Origin of the sequence: Halocatena pleomorpha (assembly GCF_003862495.1) — an archaeon.
Lineage (GTDB): Archaea > Halobacteriota > Halobacteria > Halobacteriales > Haloarculaceae > Halocatena > Halocatena pleomorpha.
Genome location: NZ_RRCH01000025.1, coordinates 1 through 21,451 on the forward strand (window position 1 = coordinate 1; position 21,451 = coordinate 21,451).

Below are 21,451 nucleotides of genomic sequence, written 5' to 3' on the forward strand. Positions count from 1 at the left end.
CCCGCCCAGGAATCGCTCTGGGCGGACTTGCTCGACGGCGACGTATCGGTCGGTGAGTTCCGACTGCAAGAACACCGAACAAACTGGGTCTTGCACGTCACCGTCGAGTACGAAGTCGCGGAACCAGACGAACCCGACGACGCGACGCCGGTCGGTTTCGACATCGGAGAATCTAAACTCCTGACGGGCTGTGCCCTGACGGATAATGGTACGCCAACCCAACCGTACATTTACGACGGCGGACGTGCGCGCCACCTCCGCAAGGAGATGCACACGACGCTCAAACGATTGCAGGAGTGTGACGCCGCACCGTGGCGCGGTGACGAACGCTTTGACCACTACCAGAATGCCTTGACGGATATTATCGAGAAAGCGTCTCGGGAGGCTGTCGAGTACGCTCGACAGTTCGACTCGCCGGTAATCGTTCTTGAAGATCTGTCGAACCTCCGTGAGGGGCTGGATTACGGCAAGTGGATGAACCGGCGACTCCACAACTGGGCGTTCGCCCGGATCACTGGACGCATCGAGGATAAAGCACGTGATGCTGGTATCCCGGTACGGTTCGTGAATCCAGCGTACACATCCCAAACGTGCCACGCCTGCGGCCACATCGGTTCTCGACGTTCACAGGCAGCATTTCGATGCACGAACGAGGAGTGTTGGGTCTCGGAATATCAAGCGGACATCAACGCGGTCGCCAGAACGGTGTTCTGGCGGGCAGCCAGATTCCGGTGGAATCTGGCGACGGCGGCCAACATCGCCGGTCGCGTTAACCCGTGGGGAGAGAGTCTGCCTTGGAAATCGGCAGGGCGTCGCCAGAACTCGATGAGTTCTGGCTGCCAACCAGAAACGGCGTCCGTTTCTGGTGACGATGACTCGCCACAGGATGGGAGTGCTTGTGACAGCACCACAGGACACCGCGAGCAGAGTCGGCAATCCCGACAGACGACGCTTGCGGCGTTTCAGTTCTGAAACCTCCTCGACGCGAGGCTTCCCTTGTAGGAAGCCCCGCCCTGAAGGGCGGGGAGGATGTCACTGCGTCCGATCTATTATGTTCTCAGGGTCGAAACGGTACAGTATGCCGATGAAGGGGTCCGACTCGACGGAGCTACGGGAAATCGATAGATGGGAAGACGGTGTTGGATGGATCGCTTACCCAGACGAGCAGATGCAACGCGCGAGTCACGCACTCGTAGACCGAGAGAGAGACGACGGCGACACCGAAACCGGACAAGGCGGTGTCTGGGTGGTCGATCCTGTCGACGCTGACGATCTCGATGAACTACTCGGGGAATTCGGTGAGGTGCTTGGCGTTGTAGTGTTACTCGACCGACACAAACGCGACGCCGCAGCGATCGCTCGCCGTCACGACGTTGCAGTGCACCGGCCGACGTGGATGAATTCGATCGACGAGGCGATCGACGCGCCAGTGCGGGCGCTCGGAACGACGCTCGGTGGGACGGAGTACCGCGTGCGAAAGCGGTTGGATCTACCAATCTGGAAAGAGGCGGTGCTGTATCGCCCCAACGACGGAAGTCTTCTTGTTCCGGAATCACTCGGCACGGTCGACTATTTCTGTGCACCCGGTGAGCGCCTCGGAGTGCATCCGATGCTTCGATTGACGCCACCGAACGGTCTCGGTGGGTTAGCGGTCGAACGCCTACTGGTCGGGCACGGTTCCGGGGTCACCGAGGACGCCCAGCAAGCGATCCGTGACGCGATCCGTGGCTCGCGTTCGCGCGCGCCATCGCTGTGTGTGAAGTTGCTCCGAGAGCGACTCAGCTGATAGCGTTGTTGGGGTGCGTTCCATCGCATCCGGCAAGTTATCCAGCCAGCGCGTCTACTCGATAACTGTGCGCTACATCACTCGTGGACTCGTGTCGGTGTTGCTCGATTTCGCCCATGAACAAGACCCCGAGCAAGTATCGATAGGTCTGACAGTGACGCGCGCCGGAACGCTTACAGGCGCTGAATCACTCTCGACTGATACGCCGGTATTCACACACTTCTACCACCCGAACACTGGTGAATCGGTAACTGCCGTTTTCGGTATGGATCTCGGGATGCCTCGCTCACACGGCCGATTCGTCTCTCACCCGGACGGCAGCCACGAACTCTCCTTAGAGGACGACCTCCACGAAGTGGTGTTTGTAGCAGTTCCCCCGTGGCACGAGATCACCGCGTTCGATCGGAGTGGCAGCCCACTACCGGTAACCGTTCTCGACGCCGAACCACCGACCGAATCAATCGTGTAGGTAGCCGAGATCCTGTAGCTGACGGGCGATTTCCTCGAACTCCGCTTCCGAGAGGTTTCCCGAGCGCTGGTGTTGGATGACGATGCTCCGAAGGAGAAACCGAACGAGATCGCTCGTACTCGAAAAACTCGTTCCTTCGATCGTGTCCTCAACGCGATCAGCGAGATCTTTCGGGATGGAAACCGTTGTGTAATCCGTCATACGTATGTTGAATCGATCCAATCAGATATACCCTCTCCCTCGTTGGAGCGTCGCATCACCATCAGATCGTTTCGTGTGGACGAACGTCGTGAAGTAGGGAGTAGCTTTTCAACGCAGGGGAACGTACCGTAGCTAATGAAAGCTCGACGACCCCAAGACGACGGTGTTGGCAACGGAGAGGAGATGATCGCGTTCGGCATCGCTGCGCTGGATTCGTATCTTTCGGACGCCGACGTGTCGTTCCCTACGGAGAAAGAGACGCTCAGGGAGACGTTGGGCCACATCGATGTTCCCTACAACGCGAGTGGAAACACGATACAGCTAGCCACGGCGCTCGATAACACGCCAAACCGACAGTTCGAAACCAAACAGGAACTGTTGAACGAGCTTCATCCAGTGTTCGAACGATACCGTCAAGAAGAAGGCAATCCACTCCTCGATCGACTCCGGTCGGTCTTTCCGTTGTGATCAGTTACCGGCATCGATCGTCTGTGTCCCTTCGGGCGTTTCGCTCGTTTCCTCTGTGGTGTCGGATGACTCTTCTTGGAGTTGCGTAGCCAGTGCTTGGACTTGTCGCGTGTGCTCTCGATTCACCGCGATCACCATATCGGATAGCACACCGAACATGAACAGTTGAACGCCGAGAAGGATAGCAAACGCTGAGACCACGGCGAGCGCTTCGTGAGAAACGTGATGGATGAACCAGTCGTAACCCACGAACGCGCCGATACTGATGCCGAACAGGATGCTCAGCCCACCGACGCTCCCGAAGTAAAAGAGGGGATTGTTCCGACGGGCCATGCTGTACAGCGCGTGGATGATGCGGCCACCATCCCGAATCGGATCGAGGTTCGTCTCCGACTCTGAGGGTCGAGGGGTGTATTCGATCGGAACAACAGCGGTCGGGATCTGATGTTTGACTGACGCGACTGCTAATTCGGTTTCGATAGTGAATCCGTCAGCAGACAGCTGGAGTTGGTCGAGTGAATCACGGGCGAACGCCCGGTACCCACTGAGAATATCGCCGAAATCGCGTCCGTGAATCATCGTGAACGCACTGTTGATAAGCTGGTTTCCAAACCGGTTGAGTCGACTCATCGCCTCATCGTCTAACTGGACCAACCGATTCCCGATGACGTGATCGGCGCGACCCTCGAACAGCGGCTCGAGGAGTTGGTCGGCGTCGGCGGGATCGTAGGTCGAATCGCCATCGACCAACACGATGTATTCGGTGTCGATGTATTCGAGACCTTCCCGAACAGCCTGCCCCTTCCCAGAGCGACGTTGCTCGATGACGCGTGCGCCGTGAGCGGCCGCGACCGCTTGAGTGTCGTCGGTCGATCCCCCGTCGATCACGAGCACGTTCGTGTATCCCTGATCGATAAAGCCGTCAACGACCGACCCGATCGTCGGAGCCTCGTTGAACGTTGGAATGAGCACACATACGTCATCGAGAGCCATCGATACCGTACTACACGCTTGTCCACAAAAACCTCGTCGTCTCCCCTCGATCAGTTTAGTTGGCTGTCCATAGCGTCGAGAAGTTCGATGAAGACGGGGAACCGCTTACCACGGGTGATGGTATCCCGATCGTATCGTTCGAGAACCTCCTCCGTCGCAAGGTGCGGGATGTCCCGCTGGCGTACTGCCTGATAGGCGTGACGATACGTTTGGTGGTTCACCTTATACAACGGAAGATCCTGCTCAACGGCCGCACATACTCGCGCAAGCTCGGACGTTTCCACGGCGGCGTCCGCAGGAAGGTGTCCCATATACCGAATTATCGTTCGCCGGCGGAGATTTATGATTGATTCGAATACTACCGTATCGTCGGACAGCGATCGGAGTGATTCCGTGTGGACGGCTAAATTCTTCGTCATCGAAAATTGCCCACCCAATTGGTAGATTGCTGTGAATCTTCTTGCTCAGTGAAAGTGTTATTGACATTTTCAGACATCATATAACAATTGTATTCAACGATAAATAATCTTTCACTCTAACAATTATATAAATATTGAAATTAAGAAAGGTGTTTGGCCAGAATGAGTCAGGGAGCAAGCACCCTGTACTATTGTTATCAACACTCACACCTTACGGTTTTGACGATAGCGTGCTTGATAACGCTGAAGTGTACACTCGTCCGAGTAGCGGTTAATGCAACAAGAAACGGAATCGGCTCAGTTCACGTTCGAAGATCTAAGCGTCGTAATGGGGACGTACAACGAAGAGGAATCGATCGGTGTTGTCTTAGAAGACATTGAGCGGGTAACTGACGGCGATGCGGAGGTCATCTGTGTCGATGGTTCGAGCGATCGGACACCCGAAATCGCTCGGGAGCACGGGGCGACCGTCATCGAACAAAAGCCCCAAGGGTACGGTGTCGCCGTTCGTGAGGCTGTTTTGAGCGCGGATCGACCGGTGATCGTTACGACCGACTGCGACGATACGTATCCGATGGAGGCGCTCGGTGACTTCCTGTCGTTGATCAACGAGGGATGCGACGTAGTCAGCGGTGACCGCCTGTACCACGGAGCCAAGAAGATGCCGGCGTTCAATCGCTTTGGGAACGCGGCGTTTGCACTGCTCGCCAGTGGGTTGATGGGCGAGCGTGTCCACGACACGACGACGGGAATGCGCGCCTACCGACGGGAAGTCGTTCAGCAGATCAGATGGACTGAAAACACCGGACTTTCCGCAGAGCTTCTCATTCGGCCGCTGATGCGGGGGTACGATGTCCGCGAACGACCGATCACGTACCGTGAACGGCGGGGGGAGACGAAACTCGACCCGATCGAAGGCGGGTTGGCGATCGCCAAATCGATCGTGAAGGTGTGTTTAGAAGAGCGGCTGCGATGAGCGACCGTATCTACACGACTCGTTGAGGTTCGGTCCGCGCGGTGAGTCGATCCGCGCGGATCACGCTTCAGCACTCGCCGCGTAGGTCGTGTTCATAGCAGCGCCACCGGGGTATTTCTCTCCCGGAATGTACGTTCCTTCGTGGCCGCAGTAGCGCGCGTCGTTACACACTTTCCGTTCGTTAGGCCACAGGACGCGGGTGCTCGTGGTGTTCGGATCGACGTCCACCTGATACCAGTAGGTGAGGATGTCGCCGTTGGGTCGATCGAAGGTGATCGATAACGTCACTCTGGTAGACCCGTTGAGTTCGATCGAAGTAGACGACACTCCCCGTGGCGTCGCAGGGGTGGGAGCTGCACCGCTCAGGGGCGGCTCCTGTTCGTACTCGTCCGATCGCTGCGGGACTGCTTTCCCGTTGATTGCATTCAGGGTGGCGTGTGTCTCGTTGATCGACCACGTAACGTTGAGCGAATCGTTAGCCATCCGTCCCGTTCCGTTGATCGGCGGTTCCCGAATAACCCGATCGGTGCCAGTTCTGACTTGCACGGACGACACTGCTCCGACCGACGTGACCGTCGTCGTGAACCGGTGGGAACTATCGTTGGTGACAGTCAGCGGATGGAGATGTGGGGTAACGACACCGGGCCACTGCCCCCGGTACGTGAATCGATACGGCGTCCGATTGGAATAGGCATCGAGTGTGAGGAAGTTCAGGCCAGGCCCTCGGTCCTGGGCGTACAACACCGATCCCTTTTCGAGAGAGCCACCGTTTCGGAGCGATTGGAACGGGTGAGAAAGCCACGGCCCGTACGGAGTCGGCATAAAGACGAGCGCGTTCTCGAACGTTCGGTTCTCGAACAGCTCAGCCACTGATCTCTGCTGCTCGGTCGTCGACGCGTGTTTTTCGATGGCTGTATCGAGCCGGTCGTACTCCGCGCTCCCACCGACTACCGCAGAAACGGCTAGCAGAGCGAGGAACAGGACGCGCAGTTGCTGTGTGGAGTACCGTTGTGAGAGGACCGATCGAAGCGTTCCGCCGATCCAGAGCGCACCAGCACTCCCGAACGCCGACAGGGGTAAAATGAGATCGAAGTGATAGAACGGGCCAAACCGGCTCATAAACCCGTCAGTGGGGGCAGCAACGGTCCCAAGCGTGTTAAGCGTCCCCCAAAAGTAGATGTTGCCGAGCAGGATCGACAGGCAGGTTCCGAGCAGTATGATCCCGAGCGTGCGGTCGGACAGTTTTGCTGTCCGGCGTTGTCGATAGCCGAGCGCGAACGCGAACACGCCGACCGCCGCGAGAAGCGAGCCGATCGGCGGCGCAACCGTCCACCGTGTGAACAGCTCTGCGATGAGGTGTTTGTTCGCCCGCCACGCCAATCCGATCGTGTAGTTGATCTTACGGTCGATCAGCTTCCGGTGACCAAAGCCCAGTCCGTCCAACGGGGCGAACGCTTGGTAGGGGAATACGAGCGCGTCGCCGGTCAGTATGTGGTTGTACGCCAGTGTGACTCCGACGCCGGCAATCCCGAGGACGCCGACGATCGCTTCCCGTTGGATCGTCGGCGTCCAAAACGAGCGCTGGGAGAGATCCTGTCCGACAACGGTTGCGGCGTGAACGACGAACGGAAGGGCAAATAGCACTGCCGTATACGACCGAGAGAAAAACGCAATTCCGATAGCGCCCCCTGCAAGCACCGCGTACCGCTTGCTCGAACGACGGAACATCCGAATGTATCCGAGTGCGAACAGGAGGTTCAGCAGCGTCGTTGGTGCGTACGCCATAAACGCAGCGGAGATAAACAAGAAAAACGGCGTTGCAAGGGCGAATCCCGCGGCGAGAACGCCCGTCCGCCGATCGAACAGCTCACTGGTGATCGTTCCGACGAGCGCGATGTTGCCCGCCGCGATCAGTCCGAGAATCACCCGCGGAACCCCGGCCATGACGCCCGGAGCGTACATGAGGGCGGCGACCGGCGTGTACTTGGGATAGAGGCGCTGTCCGTCCTGGATGAAAAACCATGGCCGGACAGCGTCGGGAACCACGCTCTTAAGCCAAAGATTCCCTTCGAGAAGCATTGCAGCCTGTTGGAGATAGACGCCTTCGTCGTGGTTCGAAGACAAATACGGAAGCACGTCGTGAGCGATAAGCAACACCACGGTCCCTCCAAGCACGGACAGAACGGCGATCCCGACGCGAAACGCCCGCTTAGAGTCCATTGTCGTCCCTCACGCCGCTGGACTGTCCACTGCTGGCGCTGTCCGTCCTACCAAAGACGGCAGGTACGAGTGAATCGTTTTGTATCAGATACTCATTCATTGAAATGATGACAGTCGTGACTCCGCTCGGATCGAAAGCGATGAACGACCCTGTTGGGTCCAACGTTCGAGTCGATCAGTCGTCGGTCGCGGTGACGCTCGCACGTGGGTGCTCAGAGAGCGGGGTCAACTCATCGAGACAGTCGAGCCATTCGTGCATGTACTCCCCGACGTAAACGAGGAAGTCGTCGTTGTTGTACTCACCATCGTGCTGGACGAGAGCGGACGCCATGGCGTCGAACGCCTCAGCGTACGTGTCTGCGTCGTCACCGACACCGTCGACGATCTCCCAGACGTGTTCGTTGAGTTCAAGCGCAGGCACCTCGTTGTTGAGATCGTCGAACGTCGAGCGTGCGGCCTTGTTGTGTTCACACAACGGATAGCCGTTGTACACCTGTTTTCCAAGAATATCACACGCCCGCTTCAGGAAGACACCACTCCAGATGTCGTCGAACCGACCGACATCCCACGGATTGTCGTCCATCGGCAGCTGGTAGAACGCGGGGACGACTTCGCGGCGAAACGCGAGGTTCATCGAACAGACGGTGAGATACTGTCCCGATTCGGCCACGAAATCCCCGTCGAAGTCAGCGGTCGACGTGCGAGTCTGGGCCTGCCCCTGTAGATCTCCATCCATCAGGATGCGAACCGCGTCCAGATCGGGGACGTTCGTCCACAGGCCTTGGGAGGCGACGACGCTGTCAACGTGTTCGGTGTCCGTTTCTACCGATTCGTTCATCGCGCTGTAGGGATATCCACGCGGATACAGCCCGTGATCGTCGAAGTTCTGATAGAGTACGTTCACCCACTGCTCTTCGGAGGCGACGCTCTCGATCTCCCCATCGAACGCGAGGTTTTCGAAATGACGCCCGAAGAAGTCGAAATCCTCGTGAGGAAGCGTGTCATCGTCGATGAAAAAGCCGTACTCGTACTCCGAATTCGCCCACATGTACAGCAGACCGAAACTCGTCTCGGCGTGGCTCGCAGCGGGGACGAGATGGGAGTACTCGCTGACATCGTGGCTCTCATACCACGACTCACGGCGTGAACCGTCAAACACCGCGCCGGAAACGCCCTCCTCGGCGAGCATTGTCTCCATCTCCTCCGTGTCGCAGAAATCTTCTGTAACTAACAAGAAAAACAGGCGGTCGAGATCGAAACCGTGTTCGCGAGCGTTCGCAATGTATGCCCGTACGCATTCATACTCCCTAATTGTCGGGATAATAACACACGTGTCTACAGTCATTCCGTATCAACCCCTACCTAGGATATCCAAAAGTAGCTGTTGGTTGCGATCGATGGTTCGATCCTATCTTACATCCCATGGACAATATAATCCTAATGAATAGTCGTGTTACGAGCTCCGGGTGTGTGTAGAACATACGCTTATTATGGGCGATGTCGTAAGGGAAAATGCGAGACAACGATGAAACAGTTTATTCAACTGAATGTGTTTGCAGAGGGAACAAGATCCAATGCATTCAGTCAGATAGTACCACATATATAAAAAATATTAAAATTATAACGAGACAAAATTAGATACTATGTCGATAGAAGAGAAGACGTGTGTGGTAACCGGTGCCTCCAGAGGTATCGGACGAGGAATCGCCGAGGAGTTGGGTCGTGCTGGCGGGGACGTGGTGGTCAACTACCATACGTCCGAAGCACAGGCACACGATGTCGTCGACGCCATCGAAGAGTCAGGTGGTAGTGCGATCGCCGTGCAGGGCAACGTTGCCGAACTCGAAGAGATGGAGGCGATGAGCGAAACAACTCGCCGGGCGTTCGGACCGGCGGAGGTGGTGGTAAACAACGCTGGAGTCACAGCCGATCAAACGTTCGAGAGCATGACTTCCGGGGAATGGGAGTCGGTCGTCTCGGTCAATCTCGACGGTGCGTTCAACTGCATCAAAGCGTATTTCGATGACGTGTACAGCGCCAATACGGGGCGGGTAATCAACGTCTCGTCGATGGTGGGGCTGAAAGGCAACTACGGACAGGCGAACTACGCGGCCGCAAAAAGCGGCCTGTTCGGACTGACTCGCACGCTAGCCCTCGAGATGGCCGGATCAGGGACAACCGTTAATTGCATTGCTCCTGGATTCACTAAAACTGATATGCTCGAAGATGTTCCTGAAGAGATCCAAGAGTCCATCCTGGAGCAGATTCCGTTGAATCGGTTCGCAGAACCGGAAGACATCGCTGGACTCGTCCGGTATCTCGCAGGATCCCGTTCCGGCTACATGACTGGACAGATCATTCCGATCACCGGTGGCATGGAGTGGTGAATCGAATGAGCAACGAACTGACGCCTCCCCACAAAGCGGATGTGAGCGCATCGGAGTGGGAAGCAATCGAGGAGTTGCGTCGTCGTCGTGAACAGTCACGAGAAGGGGGCGGAGAAGATCGGATCAAATCCCAACACGAGAAAGGGAAGATGACCGCCCACGAGCGGATCGAGTACGTACTCGATCCCGGAACGTTCCGGGAGATCGCGCCGTTTTCCGAGCACCGGTGTACGGAGTTCGGGATGGACGATAAGCAGTTCCCCGGCGACGCGGTTGTGACGGGGTACGGTGAGATTCACGGTCGCAAGACGTTCGTGTTCGCACACGATTTTACTGTACTCGGTGGCTCTGTGGGTGAAGTCGTCGCTGACAAGATCTGTCGGGTGATGGATCAGGCGGTCGATGCGGGCGTCCCCGTCATCGGACTGAACGACTCTGGTGGTGCGCGCATCCAGGAAGGGGTCGATTCGCTCGGGGGATTCGCCCGGATTTTCAAGCGCAACACCGACGCCAGCGGCGTGATTCCCCAGATTTCCTGTATCATGGGTCCCTGTGCGGGTGGGGCAACCTACTCACCGGCACTCACGGATTTCACGTTCATGGTCAGTGACACCAGTCATATGATGATCACCGGTCCAGACGTGATCGAAACTGTTACTGGTGAACAGATCTCGATGGCCGAACTCGGCGGCACGACGACCCACACGAACAAAAGCGGCGTCGCACACATGGGATACAGAACTGAAACCGACGCGCTAGACGGAATCCGTCGGCTACTGTCGTATCTGCCCCAAAACAATATGGAAGACCCCCCCGTGCTCGATTCGTGGGACGATCCCGACCGGACCTGTGACCGACTGACCGAGATCGTTCCAACCGACGCGAAAAAGCCCTACGACATGAACGACGTGGTCAAGGAGATTGTCGACGACGGGTCGTTTTTTGAGGTTCACGAACGGTTTGCTCGGAGTATGATTGTGGGCTTTGCCCGCCTAGACGGACAGGCAGTCGGTGTCGTCGCTAATCAGCCGCGTGCGATGGCGGGCACCATCGATATCGACGCCAGTGCGAAGGCGGCCAGATTCGTTCGGTTCTGTGACTCGTACAACCTCCCGATCGTCACCCTCGTCGACACGCCCGGCTTCCTCCCCGGAACCGATCAGGAACACAACGGCATCATTCGCCATGGCGCAAAGCTGATTTACGCGTACGCTGAAGCGACCGTTCCGTTGCTCACGGTCATCACTCGGAAAGCCTACGGCGGCGCGTACATCGTCATGGGATCGAAGGAACTGGGTGCCGACCGGACCTACGCGTGGCCGACCGCTGAACTGGCGGTACTCGGACCCAAAGGCGCGGTCAACATCCTCTATCGGAACGAACTTGCAGCGGCGGACGACACTGACACCAAACGCGACACACTGATCGATGAGTACCGCGAGGAATTCGCCAACCCTTATAAACCTGCCAAGCGGGGATACATCGACAACGTGATCGAACCGCAGGTGACTCGCAGACGACTCATCGACGACCTAGATCTCCTCGATACCAAACGTGGAGAAACCCATCCCAAAGATCACGGTAATATTCCATTGTAATGGCACTCAACACGCACACAGATTCTACTCCAAACAGCGCACAAACTATGTCAAAAACAGATATATCAACGACGGAGGCCCCCGAGAACGGGGCGTCCGATTCCGATCTTGAGTCGGAGCACAGTTCGACGACCACAACCGTGAGAACAGACATGGAAACAGAAAACGATCGTGAACGAGACGACGGGCACAGACGACTGATCGATATCCCATCGAGCGCGACCGACGGCGAGGCTGCAGCACTAACGGCGTGTTTGAGCGCGTATCTCCGGGAACAGCGCGCAGCCGCAGCCGCTGACGGCCAACAGGACGACTTGCTGGCTGATGGCTGGTCGCTTGCGAGTCGGTACGACTGCGATACGTACGCCGATTTGCCCCGATCAGTGACTCGTGGCGAAGAATGGAAGATGGCCGGTCGGACCGGGAGGTGGCGGTGAAATGCGCGATGTCGCCGTTATTGGCGCGTCGATGACGAAGTTTGGTCAGCGCGAGGAGTGGCTTCAGGAGTTGCTCGCACAGGCCGGAATCGACTGTCTTCAGGACGGAAACGTCGCTCCAAAAGAGATCGAACATCTGTACGTCTCGAACATGGCCAGCGGCGAGTTCGAAGGGCAGACGGGCGCGTCGAACGCGCTGGCACACGATCTCGGCGTGCTCCCGGCGTTCACACAGCGCGTCGATCAGACATCGTCCTCGGGCGGAGCAGGCATCTACACCGCTTGGCAGTCGATCGCCTCGGGAACGAGCGACATGACGTTACTCGTCGGCGGCGAGAAGATGACCCATCGCTCGACGCCGGAGACAACCGACATCATCGCTTCGGTTACCCATCCCGCCGAGTACAAGCACGGAGTGACGTTGCCGAGTTTCGCAGGCCTGACCGCCCGGTTGTACTTGGATACCTACGACGCCCCACGGGAAAGCCTCGCTACGGTGGCGGTGAAAAACCACAGAAACGGCGTGAACAATCCGCACGCCCAGTTCCAGAAAGAAGTCGATACAGAAACCGTCCTCGAATCACCGATCGTGGCTGATCCTCTCCGTCTGTACGACTTTTGTCCAATAACTGATGGGAGTTCGGCGCTGTTGTTCTGTCCGCTCGAAGACGCGGCCCAGTACACCGATAACTACGTTTCCATCGCGGGCATCGGTGGCGCGACGGACACACACGTCGTTCACGAGCGGACGGATCCGACGACGATGGGTGGCGTCGTCGAGAGCGGACAACAGGCCTACGAGATGAGCGGCTACTACCCCGAGGACATCGATGTCGCCGAATTGCACGATATGTTTACAATCCTTGAGTTTCTTCAGTCCGAGGGATTGGGCTTTTTCGAGCCGGGGCAGGCGTGGAAGGCTACCCAAAACGGCGAGACTGCTAGTGACGGGCAGCTCCCGATTAACACGTCGGGCGGTCTCAAATCGAAGGGTCACCCGCTTGGTGCGACGGGAGTCGCACAGGGGTACGAAATATACCAACAGCTCACCGACGACGCAGGACCTCGACAGGTTGAGGCGGATGTCGGGCTAGCCTGTAACGTCGGCGGCTTCGGTAACTGTGTGACGACTGTGATCATGGAGGACGAACGATGACCGAACGGAACGCACTGACAGCGACGCGATACGAGGATGGTTCTATCAGCTATCCCGGCCATCCGGTCGGGGCAAACGGCAGCGAACCGGTCGACACCATCGATCTGAGCGAACAGACGGCGACGGTGGTGACGTGGACGACTAGCACCGCAACGCCGCCCGGCGTGCGCGAGCCGAATCATTTGGCGATCGTCGAGTTCGAGATCGATGGGCAGTCGGTTCGCGCGATCGGACAGCTCACGAGCGACGGCGTGGAGATCGGTGATTCCGTCCGACCGGTGTACACCGAACAGCTCCGCGAACCCGGCGCAGGTATCCGTGAACCCGAGAGCCAATCGTGGGACGGGTACCGGTTCGAACCGGTAGAGTAAGTCGATCAGGAAAAGGACGGCATCACTTCCTCAGCGACAACGTCACAGAACGCCGCTTGGTCGGGACTCGAACTCTGGAAGACGATGTGATCGAAGCCACAGTCGACGTACTCTTCGGTGACAGCGATGAGATCCTCGGGATCTGTGGTGATGACGAACGCCTCTTCTAACGCTTCTGTGCCAAGGAGATCACCGTGGGCTTGGAGGTAGCGCGGATCGGCAATGTCCTGTTCGAACACCATCGGGAGCAGTGTGAGCCGCCAGGGGAGACACGGCTCAGTGGCTTGCTGTTTGGTTTGAGCGTACGAACAGTGGATGTGAACCGTCTTTTCGACATCGGCGGGTGATTCGTTTCGGTCAGATTTCTCAACACCGCGTTCGACAGCGGGAAACAGCTCTTCGGTGACCGTTTCCGTGTCTTCATACACGGTGACGAATCCGTCACCCAGATCGCCAGCCATTCGGGCGGTCGTCGATCCCCCACCTGCGACGTGAATCGGTGGGGCGTCATCCGGACCAGTGTACAGATTCGCGCCGTCCAACGACCAGAACTGCCCGTCGTAATCGACGAATTCCGCTTCGAACAGCGCGCGGATGATCCGGATCGCTTCAGCGGTTCGGCGCGCGCGCTCGCTGTAGTCAGGCCATGGATTCCCGAGCGGACGTTCATTCAGCGCCTCCCCCGTGCCGATACCGAGGAACACCCGATCAGGAGCCAATTCGAGCAGTGTGGCGAGTCGGTGGGCGACGTTCGCGGGGTGATACCGGTTGAGGATCGCTGTTACCCCCGTTCCGATCTCGATCTCCTCGGTCCGCTCAAGAGCTGCTGGAAGCCATGACCAGCAGTTGCCGCCGTTTGCGGGCGTCCCATCCGAATGGTGGTCGAACCACGGATGAAAGTGATCGTTCACCCAGACGCTGTCGAACCCGGTCTGTTCTGCGAGTACGGCCTGTTCGAGACACTCTGTTGGAGAGAACTCTTCGAGCGACGCGAAATAACCAAAGCGGGTCATCGTACGCTCAGTCTCGTTGGGCATGAAGAAAAACATACGGTGCCCACAGAACGGTCCACAGACGGGCGACTGACTTATCCGTCTCTCACGGATTGTAACGCCTATGACTGCCAGAGACGTGTTCGATCGGCTCGGATTGACTGATTACGAGCAGGACGCGCTGATCAATCTGTTCGATCTCGGCCGCACAACGGCCCCGAATCTCGCTGCGGCAACCGGGATTCCGAAGGCGCGCATCTACGGCGTGCTGGATTCACTCGCCGGTGACGGATACGTGGAGGTGATTCCAGGTCGGCCGAAAGAGTACATCGCAAAACCCCCTAACACGGTGCTCGACCGGGCTACAGAGAACGAGCGCCAGTCGTTCGAACAGTTCAAACAGGAGATCGAACGGAATCGGGAGTCGTTTCTCTCGGAGTTCCAACCGCGGTACGAACACGCGACAGAAGGAGACCGACCAGCCGAGGAGCTGTTTCGGGTAGTCGATGTTGGCGAGCCGAGCGAGTCCGGAACGCGGCGCATCTACCACACCGCGACCGAGACGGTCCGTGTGTTGAGTAAGGCCTTCGAGTATCTAGACCGCATCGAGCCGGCGTTCGCCAACGCGGTCGAACGGGGGCTTGACGTGCGGATCCTGTTGTTGTCGCCAGATCGACTCGCACCCCCAGCGCGAGCCCAGCAAGCGGACACAGTCGCCCACATTACCGACGCGTATCCGAGCGTCGGAATCCGGTACAGCGATCGACCGCTGCCGTGGCGGGGAACGATCGCGGATCCGAGTATGGAATACAACAGCGGAACGGCAATCTTGCTCGTGCAGGAAGACGAAGTGCCAAACCACATGCGACAAGCTGCGATCACCGAAAACGGCTCGTTTGTTGCTGGCGTGAGCCGGTACTTCGAGTTGGTATGGACTCACGAAAGCGACGAAGTCGAAGAGAACCACGCCAACACACCGTAGCCGTAGCCGATCCCGACCACGGTGGTGAAGACGACCACCATGAACAGCTGTGAAAACGCGGCGAAAGAGGGCTGTCGAACCCCATCGAACAGCCGTTGGGGGATGAACTCCCGGACCAACTGACCCAAGAACGCGGACTCTTCGGCTATCACCGGGCTGCGACCGACGGCCTGCGGGGCTTCACTCTGCTCTGTTGTCTCCTCGGAAAGCAACACCTTCATTCCGCGCTTTGAGTAGCCTTGCCAGAACGCGCGGGTCACGAGCCATCGGATGTCAGTTCGGTATTCGAACACTTTGTGGGCGACCCGCGCGTCGGGGGTGTAGAACACACCGACGCCGTACCGGTTTCGGAGTCGTGCACAAAGTTCCGTCTCACCGCCTTGGAGCTGTTTGTTTCCCTGACGTCCACCGATCTCCGTATCGAAGCCGTCGAGTTCCTCGAACACTGCCCGTCGCATCGAGAAGTTAGAGCCAGGCGTATTGCGGACCTCGCCCGGCCCGTCGGCAAAGCCACGATGCGTGACGCCGATCAGCCAGTAAAACTCGGCGGGGAGAAACGTGGGTTCGTCCGCGATCCACTCCGGCGTCATCTTCCCGCCGACTGCGAGAGGATAGTCGTGGTCGAGATCAGAATCGATGTCTTGTTCCTGGTACGTCCGTGCGAGTTCAGCGAGCCACTTGGGATCTGCGACGGCGTCGTCGTCGAGAAACGCTACGACATCTCCCTGTGCGAGCGACGCACCCGTGTTTCGTGTAGCGAGTAACCCCCGGTTGGTTGCTTGGAGACGAACCCGAACGTCCGGGTGCTCCCCAAACTCGGCTTGCACCTGTTGAGCGACCGTCGGATTCCCGTCGCTGACGACGATGAGCTCGCGGTCAGAATACGTTTGATCAAGCACGCTCTCGATGGCGTCTCGAAGGGCGGGCAACCGGTCTTCAGTATGGGTGCAGACGACGACCGAAATTCGCATATCTCCGTTCAGAGATCAACAGATAGGGGTGTTTCGTCTCAGTAGACGTGTAGATGGTTTCCAAAGTTTTATCCGCGTTTTTGCGTTCCACTCACCCAATGAATCAGCGAACCGGGCAACAGACAGCAGTGGACCGGGAGCAGCTGTTAGAGTGGATGATGAAGTGGTATCACGTGCCGATACTCCTTGGGTTGCTCGCGTTCATGTTCTGGAATCGAGCGCGGACGTGGCGACAGTTCGTAACTGACAGCGGCGTGCTTTTCTCAGGAAACGACGCGTGGTATCACGTCCGACAGACGACGTACACTGTCCACAACTGGCCGTGGACGATGCCGTTCGATCCATGGACGCATTTCCCGGTCGGAACCGCATCAGGGCAGTTCGGAACGTTTTACGACCAGATCGTTGCGACCGTGGCGCTCATCGTCGGATTGGGCAGTCCGGATCAGGGAACGATCGAACTCACGCTCCTGTTTGCGCCCGCTGTGTTCGGAACACTCACAGCAATTCCGGTGTATCTTATCGCGCGCCGAGTAAGTGGACGGCTGGGCGGATTGACGGCGGTACTCGTGCTTTCGTTCGCAACTGGAGGGTTCCTTCAGCGGACTCTCGTCGGCTTTTCGGACCACCACGCCGCGGAGGCGTTCTTTCAAGCGCTCGCAATCCTCGGCCTGATGGTCGGGATCAGGGTGGCAACGGAAGAAAAACCCGTGTATGAGTTGCTCTTAGCGCGGGAAACCGACGCGCTCCGTCGGCCGCTCATCGCCGCGCTGATCGCGGGCGTTGGGACCGCGCTGTACATCTCGGTGTGGCCGCCGGGAATCATGATTGCCGCAGTCTTCAGCGCCTTTTTCGTCGTACAGCTGTCGATCGACTACCGCCGTGGACAGAGTCCGGAACACACCGCCTTCGTCGGCGCGGGTGCGCTCGTCATCGCTGCCCTGCTCGTTGCAGTCCGGATCTCGACGTTTTCGTTCACGGCGACTGATTTCTCCTTGCTGCAGCCTGCGCTGTTGCTGCTCGTTGCGCTCGGTCTCGTCGTGATGGCCGCGATTGCCCGGTGGTTTGATAGGACAGGGACAGACCAACGGCTGTATCCAGTCGTCATTCTCGGTGGGATCGTCCTTACGGTAGGAACTGTCGCGCTCGTGTTCCCTGATCTGTACTCGTATATGGTGTCCCAGTCGCTGCGGTTCATCGGGTTGTCGACCACCGCCGCACAGCGCACCGTCACCGAAGCCCAGCCGCTCAGCATGAATTCGAACGCACGCAACTACTGGGTCAGGATCATGAACTCCGCCTACGGACTCGCGTTCTATCTGGCGGTCGCTGGGGCGTTCGTCGCGCTCGCGCGGATCGTAACCGACGACGACACGCACCCCGAAAAAATGCTGTTGATCGTTTGGGGAGTGTTCATGACGCTGGCGGTGTTCACCCAAGTCCGGTTCAACTACTACTTCGCGCTACCGGTCGCCGTTTTCACGGGCTATTTCGCAGGAACCATCACCGACTTTCTCGGTCTCGATACGGTCGCAACCGTCGACGATATCGAAATTCATCAGGTGTTGACTGTTCTCACTGTCATTTTCCTCATTACCAGTCCGTTCATTGCCGTCGGGAACTCGACTGTGCCTACGCAAGGCGGTTCACAGGGAATAAGCCTTTCAACAACGCAAGTCGGGGCGAACAACGGTCCCAACGGGCTTCCCTGGCAGTCGAGCCTTGAGTGGATGGCGAACAACACACCCGAAGAAGGACGCTACGACAATCCCAACGGCACGGCGATGGAGTATTACGGGAAATACGATCAGACAAAGAATTACCAGTATCCGGACGGTGCCTACGGCGTCATGGCGTGGTGGGATTATGGCCATTGGATCACGGTACGGGGTGAGCGCATTCCGAACGCCAACCCGTTCCAACAAGGAGCGCAGATAGCTGCTGACTTCCTGTTGGAAACCAACGAAAACGAGGCAACCGACCTCATCGATGGCGAGGAACCGACACGGTACGTGATGGTCGATTGGCAGATGGTGAGCATGGGTCAGAATTCGAAGTACAGGGCACCGACGTACTTCGAGTCGAACGACACGGTTTCGGCGGGTGATCTCGCGTTCCGGTTGTTCGCGGAGCAGAACGGACGGTACCAACTGATCAGCATGGTCCCGACACAGCGCCATTTCGACAGTATGCGCACGCGACTGTACACGTTCAACGGGAGTGCCGTCGATCCGAAGCCAGTGGTCCTCAACTGGGATGAGCAGCCGGTGCAGACCGAAAGCGGATCCATGACGATCCGTACGCTCCCATCGAACAGTTCGAACCTGTACAAGCAGTTCGACAACATGAGTGCCGCTCGTGAATTCGTCGAACAAGATAACTCCTCGCGGCTGGGAGGACTGAACTCACCGTCGGAGCCGATTCCGGCGTTGAAACATTACCGGATGGTCCACGCGAGTTCAGATGTCGGTCCCCAGTCAGTCAACGGCCAGCCGTGGGTGAAAACGTTCGAGCGCGTTCCGGGTGCGACTGTAAACGGGACCGGCCCGGCGAACACGACAGTGACGGCCAACGTCACGATGCGGATGTCGAGTACGGGTGAGACGTTCACCTACAAACAGCACGCCAAAACCGACGAACAAGGGCAGTTCACAATGACGCTTCCGTATTCGACAACGGGATACGACAACTGGGGACCAAAATCCGGACACACGAACGTGAGCGTCCGGGCAACTGGCCCGTACACGTTCAGTACGAACGCGACGAACGCGAGCACCACGGCCAATGTGACCGAAACCCAAGTCATCGAAAACAATTCCAAGCCGGTGCAGGTGACGTTACAATCGGGGAATCAATCTACAAACGAAACAGCCAACACGAGCCAAGCAGTTGATAGCACCGAGATGCGCACTGTAGACGACGTTGGAATTGATCAGGCGAAACAGGACGCACGACTCGGAACTGAACACGAGCCGAAAGCGAAGGTGGCCTAATGGCAGCGAACGGTCTGCGTGAATGGGCAATTGTGTATCTCAAAGGGCTGTGTATGGGCGCAGCAGACTCAGTGCCCGGTGTGTCCGGCGGCACGATCGCGCTCATCGCAGGGATCTACGAGCGGTTGATCGACGCCATTGCGGGGTTGGATCCACGCGTGTTGCAACACGTTCCCCGACTGCACACCGAAGCTGGGCGCACTGCGCTCGTTCGTGACCTCATCGACATGGACGTTCCGTTCTTGATCGCGCTTGGGGGCGGAATGGTAACAGCGCTCGGCGTCATGTCCGGGATCATGCACGCAGCGATGAAGCAGTTTCCGACGCCGACCGCCGCGTTCTTCTTCGGGTTGATCGCGGCCGCTGCCGTTGTGCTCTTTCGGTATGTGTCGGTCGACTCACCGAACCGGATCGCCGTGGGGCTGGTGGGATTCGGACTCGCGGTGTACGTTGCGGGGTTCACTGAAGGCAGTGGCGGGTCTACCTCGCTGGTGATCCTCTTTGGGAGCGGCGCGCTTGCGATCAGCGCCATGGTGTTGCCGGGGGTTTCCGGGGCGTTCATCCTCTACATGCTGGGGCTGTACGAGTACATGAGTGGGCTGCCGGGGAAATTCATCTCTGAACTCTCATCGTTCGTAGGAGGCGGTGATCCGAGCGCGCTGATCGCGGTTGGCACTCCGATTGCGGTGTTCATCGTCGGTGCACTCATCGGGTTGTTCACGATCGCACACGCTGTCAAATACGCGCTCGAACACTACCGAGAGGCAACGTTAACGTTTCTGGTGAGCCTGATGGTCGGGTCGTTGCGCGCTCCGACCAGTGATATAGCGGAAAACGCCGCTGAACTCTCTCCGACGCTCATCGGAGCGAGCATCGTCGCTGGAATCGGTGGTGCGCTGTTAGTGATTGCGCTGGATCGGTTCACCGAAGATATCGAGTTTGGCTCCGATGACCAACGCTCCCCACGAACTGAAGCGCCAGTAAACGACTAACGACCCATTCACACGATTCTCCGGGAAGATCCCCATTCGCTCTGTATGTAAAGAGACAGATAGAACGGTTTTTATTCGGGCATCCCCTCGTATGACTATGCTCAGTGACGTGATGGAGGATTATCTCAAAACCATCTACGTGCTCCACCAGAAGACTGGTTCTCAGGTTGCCACGTCCGCTATTGCTGATCGGATGAACGTCACGTCACCAACTGTTACGAGCATGGTCGACAAGCTCGAAGAGCGGGGGCTGGTCGAGCGGGAGAAGTACAAGGGCGTCGAACTCACCCCAGAAGGGGAAACGGTCGCTATCGAGGTGCTCAGACACCACCGGCTTATCGAGGCGTACCTCGCTAGTGAACTCGATTATGACTGGACCGATGTCCATGAGGAGGCCGATCGTCTCGAACATTACATCAGCGAGCGGTTCGAGAAGCGGATCGCTGAGCTTCTCGGTGATCCGCGCGTGGATCCACACGGCGATCCGATCCCGACGGCTGATCTCTCTCCACCGCAGGACGAGGCCGGCCAACGGCTCATCGACTGTGATGTGGGTGATCACGTCGTTATCAAGCGGGTGCGACACCGCACTGAGGAGGAACTCCGGTATCTCTCCGAAGCTGGCGTCACCCCCGGTAGCGAGGTCGAAATCCGCGAGATCGCCCCCTTCGGGATGATAACCGTTGATGGCGAAAACGGACACCAGAGCCTTCCTGAAGAGATCGCCCAGTTGATCCGGGTCACGCCTGTCGCTGAGCTTGTGCAGTAACAACTCACCTTACTTCCACTTTTTTGCGTGAGGGTGCGCGGAGCGCACCCTCACGCAAAAAACGTGGGGAAAAAAGCCGCTCGCTGACGCTCGCGGGGAGTGACCTTGTCCGCTTCCGCAACCGCCTCCGACGACTCTGTTGTTTTTAGTCGTCGGCGTGGACGACGGGAGCTTTGTCCACAACGCACGCCACGTCGGGATAGTGCTGGCGCAAGCCATCGAGATCGCCGCGCTGGCGATACCAGCCCACCTTTTTTCCGCTCGGGTGGCT

General features: G+C 58.0%; 21 protein-coding genes. 14 read left to right on the forward strand and 7 right to left on the reverse strand.

The genetic code is table 11. The annotated features are described in order from the left end of the window. From EIK79_RS11640 to EIK79_RS11650, 3 genes are all read left to right on the forward strand, one after another. Positions 1–972: RNA-guided endonuclease TnpB family protein (locus tag EIK79_RS11640; RefSeq protein ID WP_124955290.1), on the forward strand; the 972-nt coding region annotated here is incomplete at its 5' end. A gap of 106 nt (positions 973–1,078) precedes the next feature. Next, on the forward strand, positions 1,079–1,786 hold the full coding sequence (locus tag EIK79_RS11645) for an RNA-binding protein (protein WP_124955291.1): 708 nt from the start codon (positions 1,079–1,081) through the stop codon (positions 1,784–1,786). 67 nt (positions 1,787–1,853) lie between these two features. After that, the gene (locus EIK79_RS11650; RefSeq protein WP_124955292.1) at positions 1,854–2,255 is read left to right on the forward strand and encodes a hypothetical protein; all 402 of its coding nucleotides are present in this window, start codon (positions 1,854–1,856) and stop codon (positions 2,253–2,255) included. Here the strand turns inward: EIK79_RS11650 and EIK79_RS11655 are convergent. Then, positions 2,244–2,456: a ribbon-helix-helix domain-containing protein gene (locus tag EIK79_RS11655; protein ID WP_124955293.1), complete on the reverse strand. Its 213-nt coding sequence runs from the start codon at positions 2,454–2,456 to the stop codon at positions 2,244–2,246. The two genes, EIK79_RS11650 and EIK79_RS11655, sit on opposite strands and share 12 nt — an antisense overlap. A 135-nt stretch (positions 2,457–2,591) precedes the next feature. Here EIK79_RS11655 and EIK79_RS11660 point away from each other — a divergent pair, with 135 nt between their 5' ends. Continuing rightward, positions 2,592–2,924, forward strand: coding sequence for a hypothetical protein (locus tag EIK79_RS11660; protein ID WP_124955294.1), 333 nt, complete (start codon positions 2,592–2,594; stop codon positions 2,922–2,924). Here EIK79_RS11660 and aglJ read toward each other — a convergent pair whose 3' ends face one another. Together aglJ and EIK79_RS11670 are read right to left on the reverse strand one after the other, a co-directional pair. Beyond that, a complete protein-coding gene (gene aglJ, locus EIK79_RS11665; protein WP_124955295.1) occupies positions 2,925–3,917 on the reverse strand; it encodes an S-layer glycoprotein N-glycosyltransferase AglJ in 993 nt (330 codons plus the stop codon). A gap of 50 nt (positions 3,918–3,967) precedes the next feature. Continuing rightward, positions 3,968–4,336, reverse strand: coding sequence for a DUF7344 domain-containing protein (locus EIK79_RS11670; protein ID WP_124955296.1), 369 nt, complete (start codon positions 4,334–4,336; stop codon positions 3,968–3,970). A 274-nt stretch (positions 4,337–4,610) separates the two neighbouring features. Here EIK79_RS11670 and EIK79_RS11675 point away from each other — a divergent pair, with 274 nt between their 5' ends. After that, positions 4,611–5,312, forward strand: coding sequence for a dolichyl-phosphate hexose transferase (locus tag EIK79_RS11675; RefSeq protein WP_124955297.1), 702 nt, complete (start codon positions 4,611–4,613; stop codon positions 5,310–5,312). A 60-nt stretch (positions 5,313–5,372) separates the two neighbouring features. On the opposite strand, the gene EIK79_RS11680 is transcribed toward EIK79_RS11675, so the two are convergent. Together EIK79_RS11680 and EIK79_RS11685 are read right to left on the reverse strand one after the other, a co-directional pair. Further along, on the reverse strand, positions 5,373–7,532 hold the full coding sequence (locus tag EIK79_RS11680) for an ArnT family glycosyltransferase (protein ID WP_124955298.1): 2,160 nt from the start codon (positions 7,530–7,532) through the stop codon (positions 5,373–5,375). Positions 7,533–7,707: 175 nt separating this feature from the next. Further along, a complete protein-coding gene (locus EIK79_RS11685) occupies positions 7,708–8,877 on the reverse strand; it encodes an alpha-1 4-glucan-protein synthase (protein WP_124955299.1) in 1,170 nt (389 codons plus the stop codon). Positions 8,878–9,175: 298 nt separating this feature from the next. On the opposite strand from EIK79_RS11685, the gene fabG reads away from it, so the two are divergent. From fabG to EIK79_RS11710, 5 genes are read left to right on the forward strand one after another with little or no spacing between them, the layout of a single operon-like run. Further along, the gene (fabG, locus tag EIK79_RS11690) at positions 9,176–9,919 is read left to right on the forward strand and encodes a 3-oxoacyl-ACP reductase FabG (RefSeq protein ID WP_124955300.1); all 744 of its coding nucleotides are present in this window, start codon (positions 9,176–9,178) and stop codon (positions 9,917–9,919) included. A 5-nt stretch (positions 9,920–9,924) separates the two neighbouring features. After that, positions 9,925–11,517 carry an acyl-CoA carboxylase subunit beta gene (locus EIK79_RS11695; protein WP_124955301.1) on the forward strand — a complete coding sequence of 531 codons (1,593 nt, stop codon included), beginning with the start codon at positions 9,925–9,927 and terminating at the stop codon, positions 11,515–11,517. Between the two features lie 47 nt (positions 11,518–11,564). Next, the gene (locus EIK79_RS11700; protein WP_124955302.1) at positions 11,565–11,954 is read left to right on the forward strand and encodes a hypothetical protein; all 390 of its coding nucleotides are present in this window, start codon (positions 11,565–11,567) and stop codon (positions 11,952–11,954) included. 1 nt (position 11,955) lies between these two features. Further along, a complete protein-coding gene (locus EIK79_RS11705; RefSeq protein ID WP_124955303.1) occupies positions 11,956–13,110 on the forward strand; it encodes a thiolase family protein in 1,155 nt (384 codons plus the stop codon). After that, positions 13,107–13,481, forward strand: coding sequence for an OB-fold domain-containing protein (locus tag EIK79_RS11710; RefSeq protein ID WP_124955304.1), 375 nt, complete (start codon positions 13,107–13,109; stop codon positions 13,479–13,481). The genes EIK79_RS11705 and EIK79_RS11710 overlap by 4 nt, the downstream gene beginning before the upstream one ends. Positions 13,482–13,486: 5 nt before the next feature. On the opposite strand, the gene EIK79_RS11715 is transcribed toward EIK79_RS11710, so the two are convergent. Continuing rightward, positions 13,487–14,494, reverse strand: coding sequence for a TIGR03557 family F420-dependent LLM class oxidoreductase (locus EIK79_RS11715; protein WP_185715607.1), 1,008 nt, complete (start codon positions 14,492–14,494; stop codon positions 13,487–13,489). Positions 14,495–14,597: 103 nt separating this feature from the next. Between EIK79_RS11715 and EIK79_RS11720 the strand changes: the two genes are divergently transcribed. Then, positions 14,598–15,455 (forward strand): TrmB family transcriptional regulator, encoded by an 858-nt coding sequence (locus EIK79_RS11720; protein ID WP_124955306.1) that lies wholly within the window; start codon positions 14,598–14,600, stop codon positions 15,453–15,455. Here EIK79_RS11720 and EIK79_RS11725 read toward each other — a convergent pair. Further along, entirely contained in the window at positions 15,410–16,426 is a 1,017-nt protein-coding gene (locus EIK79_RS11725) for a glycosyltransferase family 2 protein (protein ID WP_124955307.1), read from the reverse strand. The genes EIK79_RS11720 and EIK79_RS11725 overlap by 46 nt on opposite strands. A 98-nt stretch (positions 16,427–16,524) precedes the next feature. Between EIK79_RS11725 and EIK79_RS11730 the strand changes: the two genes are divergently transcribed. The 3 genes from EIK79_RS11730 to EIK79_RS11740 all read left to right on the forward strand — a co-directional run bounded on the left by EIK79_RS11730 (position 16,525) and on the right by EIK79_RS11740 (position 21,180). Next, a complete protein-coding gene (locus EIK79_RS11730) occupies positions 16,525–19,419 on the forward strand; it encodes an oligosaccharyl transferase, archaeosortase A system-associated (protein WP_185715608.1) in 2,895 nt (964 codons plus the stop codon). After that, positions 19,419–20,411, forward strand: a complete 993-nt coding sequence (locus EIK79_RS11735; protein WP_124955309.1) for a DUF368 domain-containing protein — start codon at positions 19,419–19,421, stop codon at positions 20,409–20,411. Before EIK79_RS11730 ends, EIK79_RS11735 begins: the two co-directional genes overlap by 1 nt. A gap of 97 nt (positions 20,412–20,508) precedes the next feature. Then, positions 20,509–21,180: a metal-dependent transcriptional regulator gene (locus tag EIK79_RS11740; protein ID WP_124955310.1), complete on the forward strand. Its 672-nt coding sequence runs from the start codon at positions 20,509–20,511 to the stop codon at positions 21,178–21,180. Positions 21,181–21,451: the final 271 nt, after the last annotated feature.

Bases quoted from the DNA above. Each gene is read 5' to 3' on its own strand.
- EIK79_RS11645 (WP_124955291.1), top strand. From the start codon at position 1,079: ATGCCGATGAAGGGGTCCGACTCGACGGAGCTACGGGAAATCGATAGA.
- EIK79_RS11655 (WP_124955293.1), bottom strand. From the start codon at position 2,456: ATGACGGATTACACAACGGTTTCCATCCCGAAAGATCTCGCTGATCGC.
- EIK79_RS11660 (WP_124955294.1), top strand. From the start codon at position 2,592: ATGAAAGCTCGACGACCCCAAGACGACGGTGTTGGCAACGGAGAGGAG.
- aglJ (WP_124955295.1), bottom strand. From the start codon at position 3,917: ATGGCTCTCGATGACGTATGTGTGCTCATTCCAACGTTCAACGAGGCT.
- EIK79_RS11670 (WP_124955296.1), bottom strand. From the start codon at position 4,336: ATGACGAAGAATTTAGCCGTCCACACGGAATCACTCCGATCGCTGTCC.
- EIK79_RS11675 (WP_124955297.1), top strand. From the start codon at position 4,611: ATGCAACAAGAAACGGAATCGGCTCAGTTCACGTTCGAAGATCTAAGC.
- EIK79_RS11680 (WP_124955298.1), bottom strand. From the start codon at position 7,532: ATGGACTCTAAGCGGGCGTTTCGCGTCGGGATCGCCGTTCTGTCCGTG.
- EIK79_RS11685 (WP_124955299.1), bottom strand. From the start codon at position 8,877: ATGACTGTAGACACGTGTGTTATTATCCCGACAATTAGGGAGTATGAA.
- fabG (WP_124955300.1), top strand. From the start codon at position 9,176: ATGTCGATAGAAGAGAAGACGTGTGTGGTAACCGGTGCCTCCAGAGGT.
- EIK79_RS11695 (WP_124955301.1), top strand. From the start codon at position 9,925: ATGAGCAACGAACTGACGCCTCCCCACAAAGCGGATGTGAGCGCATCG.
- EIK79_RS11700 (WP_124955302.1), top strand. From the start codon at position 11,565: ATGTCAAAAACAGATATATCAACGACGGAGGCCCCCGAGAACGGGGCG.
- EIK79_RS11705 (WP_124955303.1), top strand. From the start codon at position 11,956: ATGCGCGATGTCGCCGTTATTGGCGCGTCGATGACGAAGTTTGGTCAG.
- EIK79_RS11710 (WP_124955304.1), top strand. From the start codon at position 13,107: ATGACCGAACGGAACGCACTGACAGCGACGCGATACGAGGATGGTTCT.
- EIK79_RS11715 (WP_185715607.1), bottom strand. From the start codon at position 14,494: ATGACCCGCTTTGGTTATTTCGCGTCGCTCGAAGAGTTCTCTCCAACA.
- EIK79_RS11720 (WP_124955306.1), top strand. From the start codon at position 14,598: ATGACTGCCAGAGACGTGTTCGATCGGCTCGGATTGACTGATTACGAG.
- EIK79_RS11725 (WP_124955307.1), bottom strand. From the start codon at position 16,426: ATGCGAATTTCGGTCGTCGTCTGCACCCATACTGAAGACCGGTTGCCC.
- EIK79_RS11730 (WP_185715608.1), top strand. From the start codon at position 16,525: ATGAATCAGCGAACCGGGCAACAGACAGCAGTGGACCGGGAGCAGCTG.
- EIK79_RS11735 (WP_124955309.1), top strand. From the start codon at position 19,419: ATGGCAGCGAACGGTCTGCGTGAATGGGCAATTGTGTATCTCAAAGGG.
- EIK79_RS11740 (WP_124955310.1), top strand. From the start codon at position 20,509: ATGCTCAGTGACGTGATGGAGGATTATCTCAAAACCATCTACGTGCTC.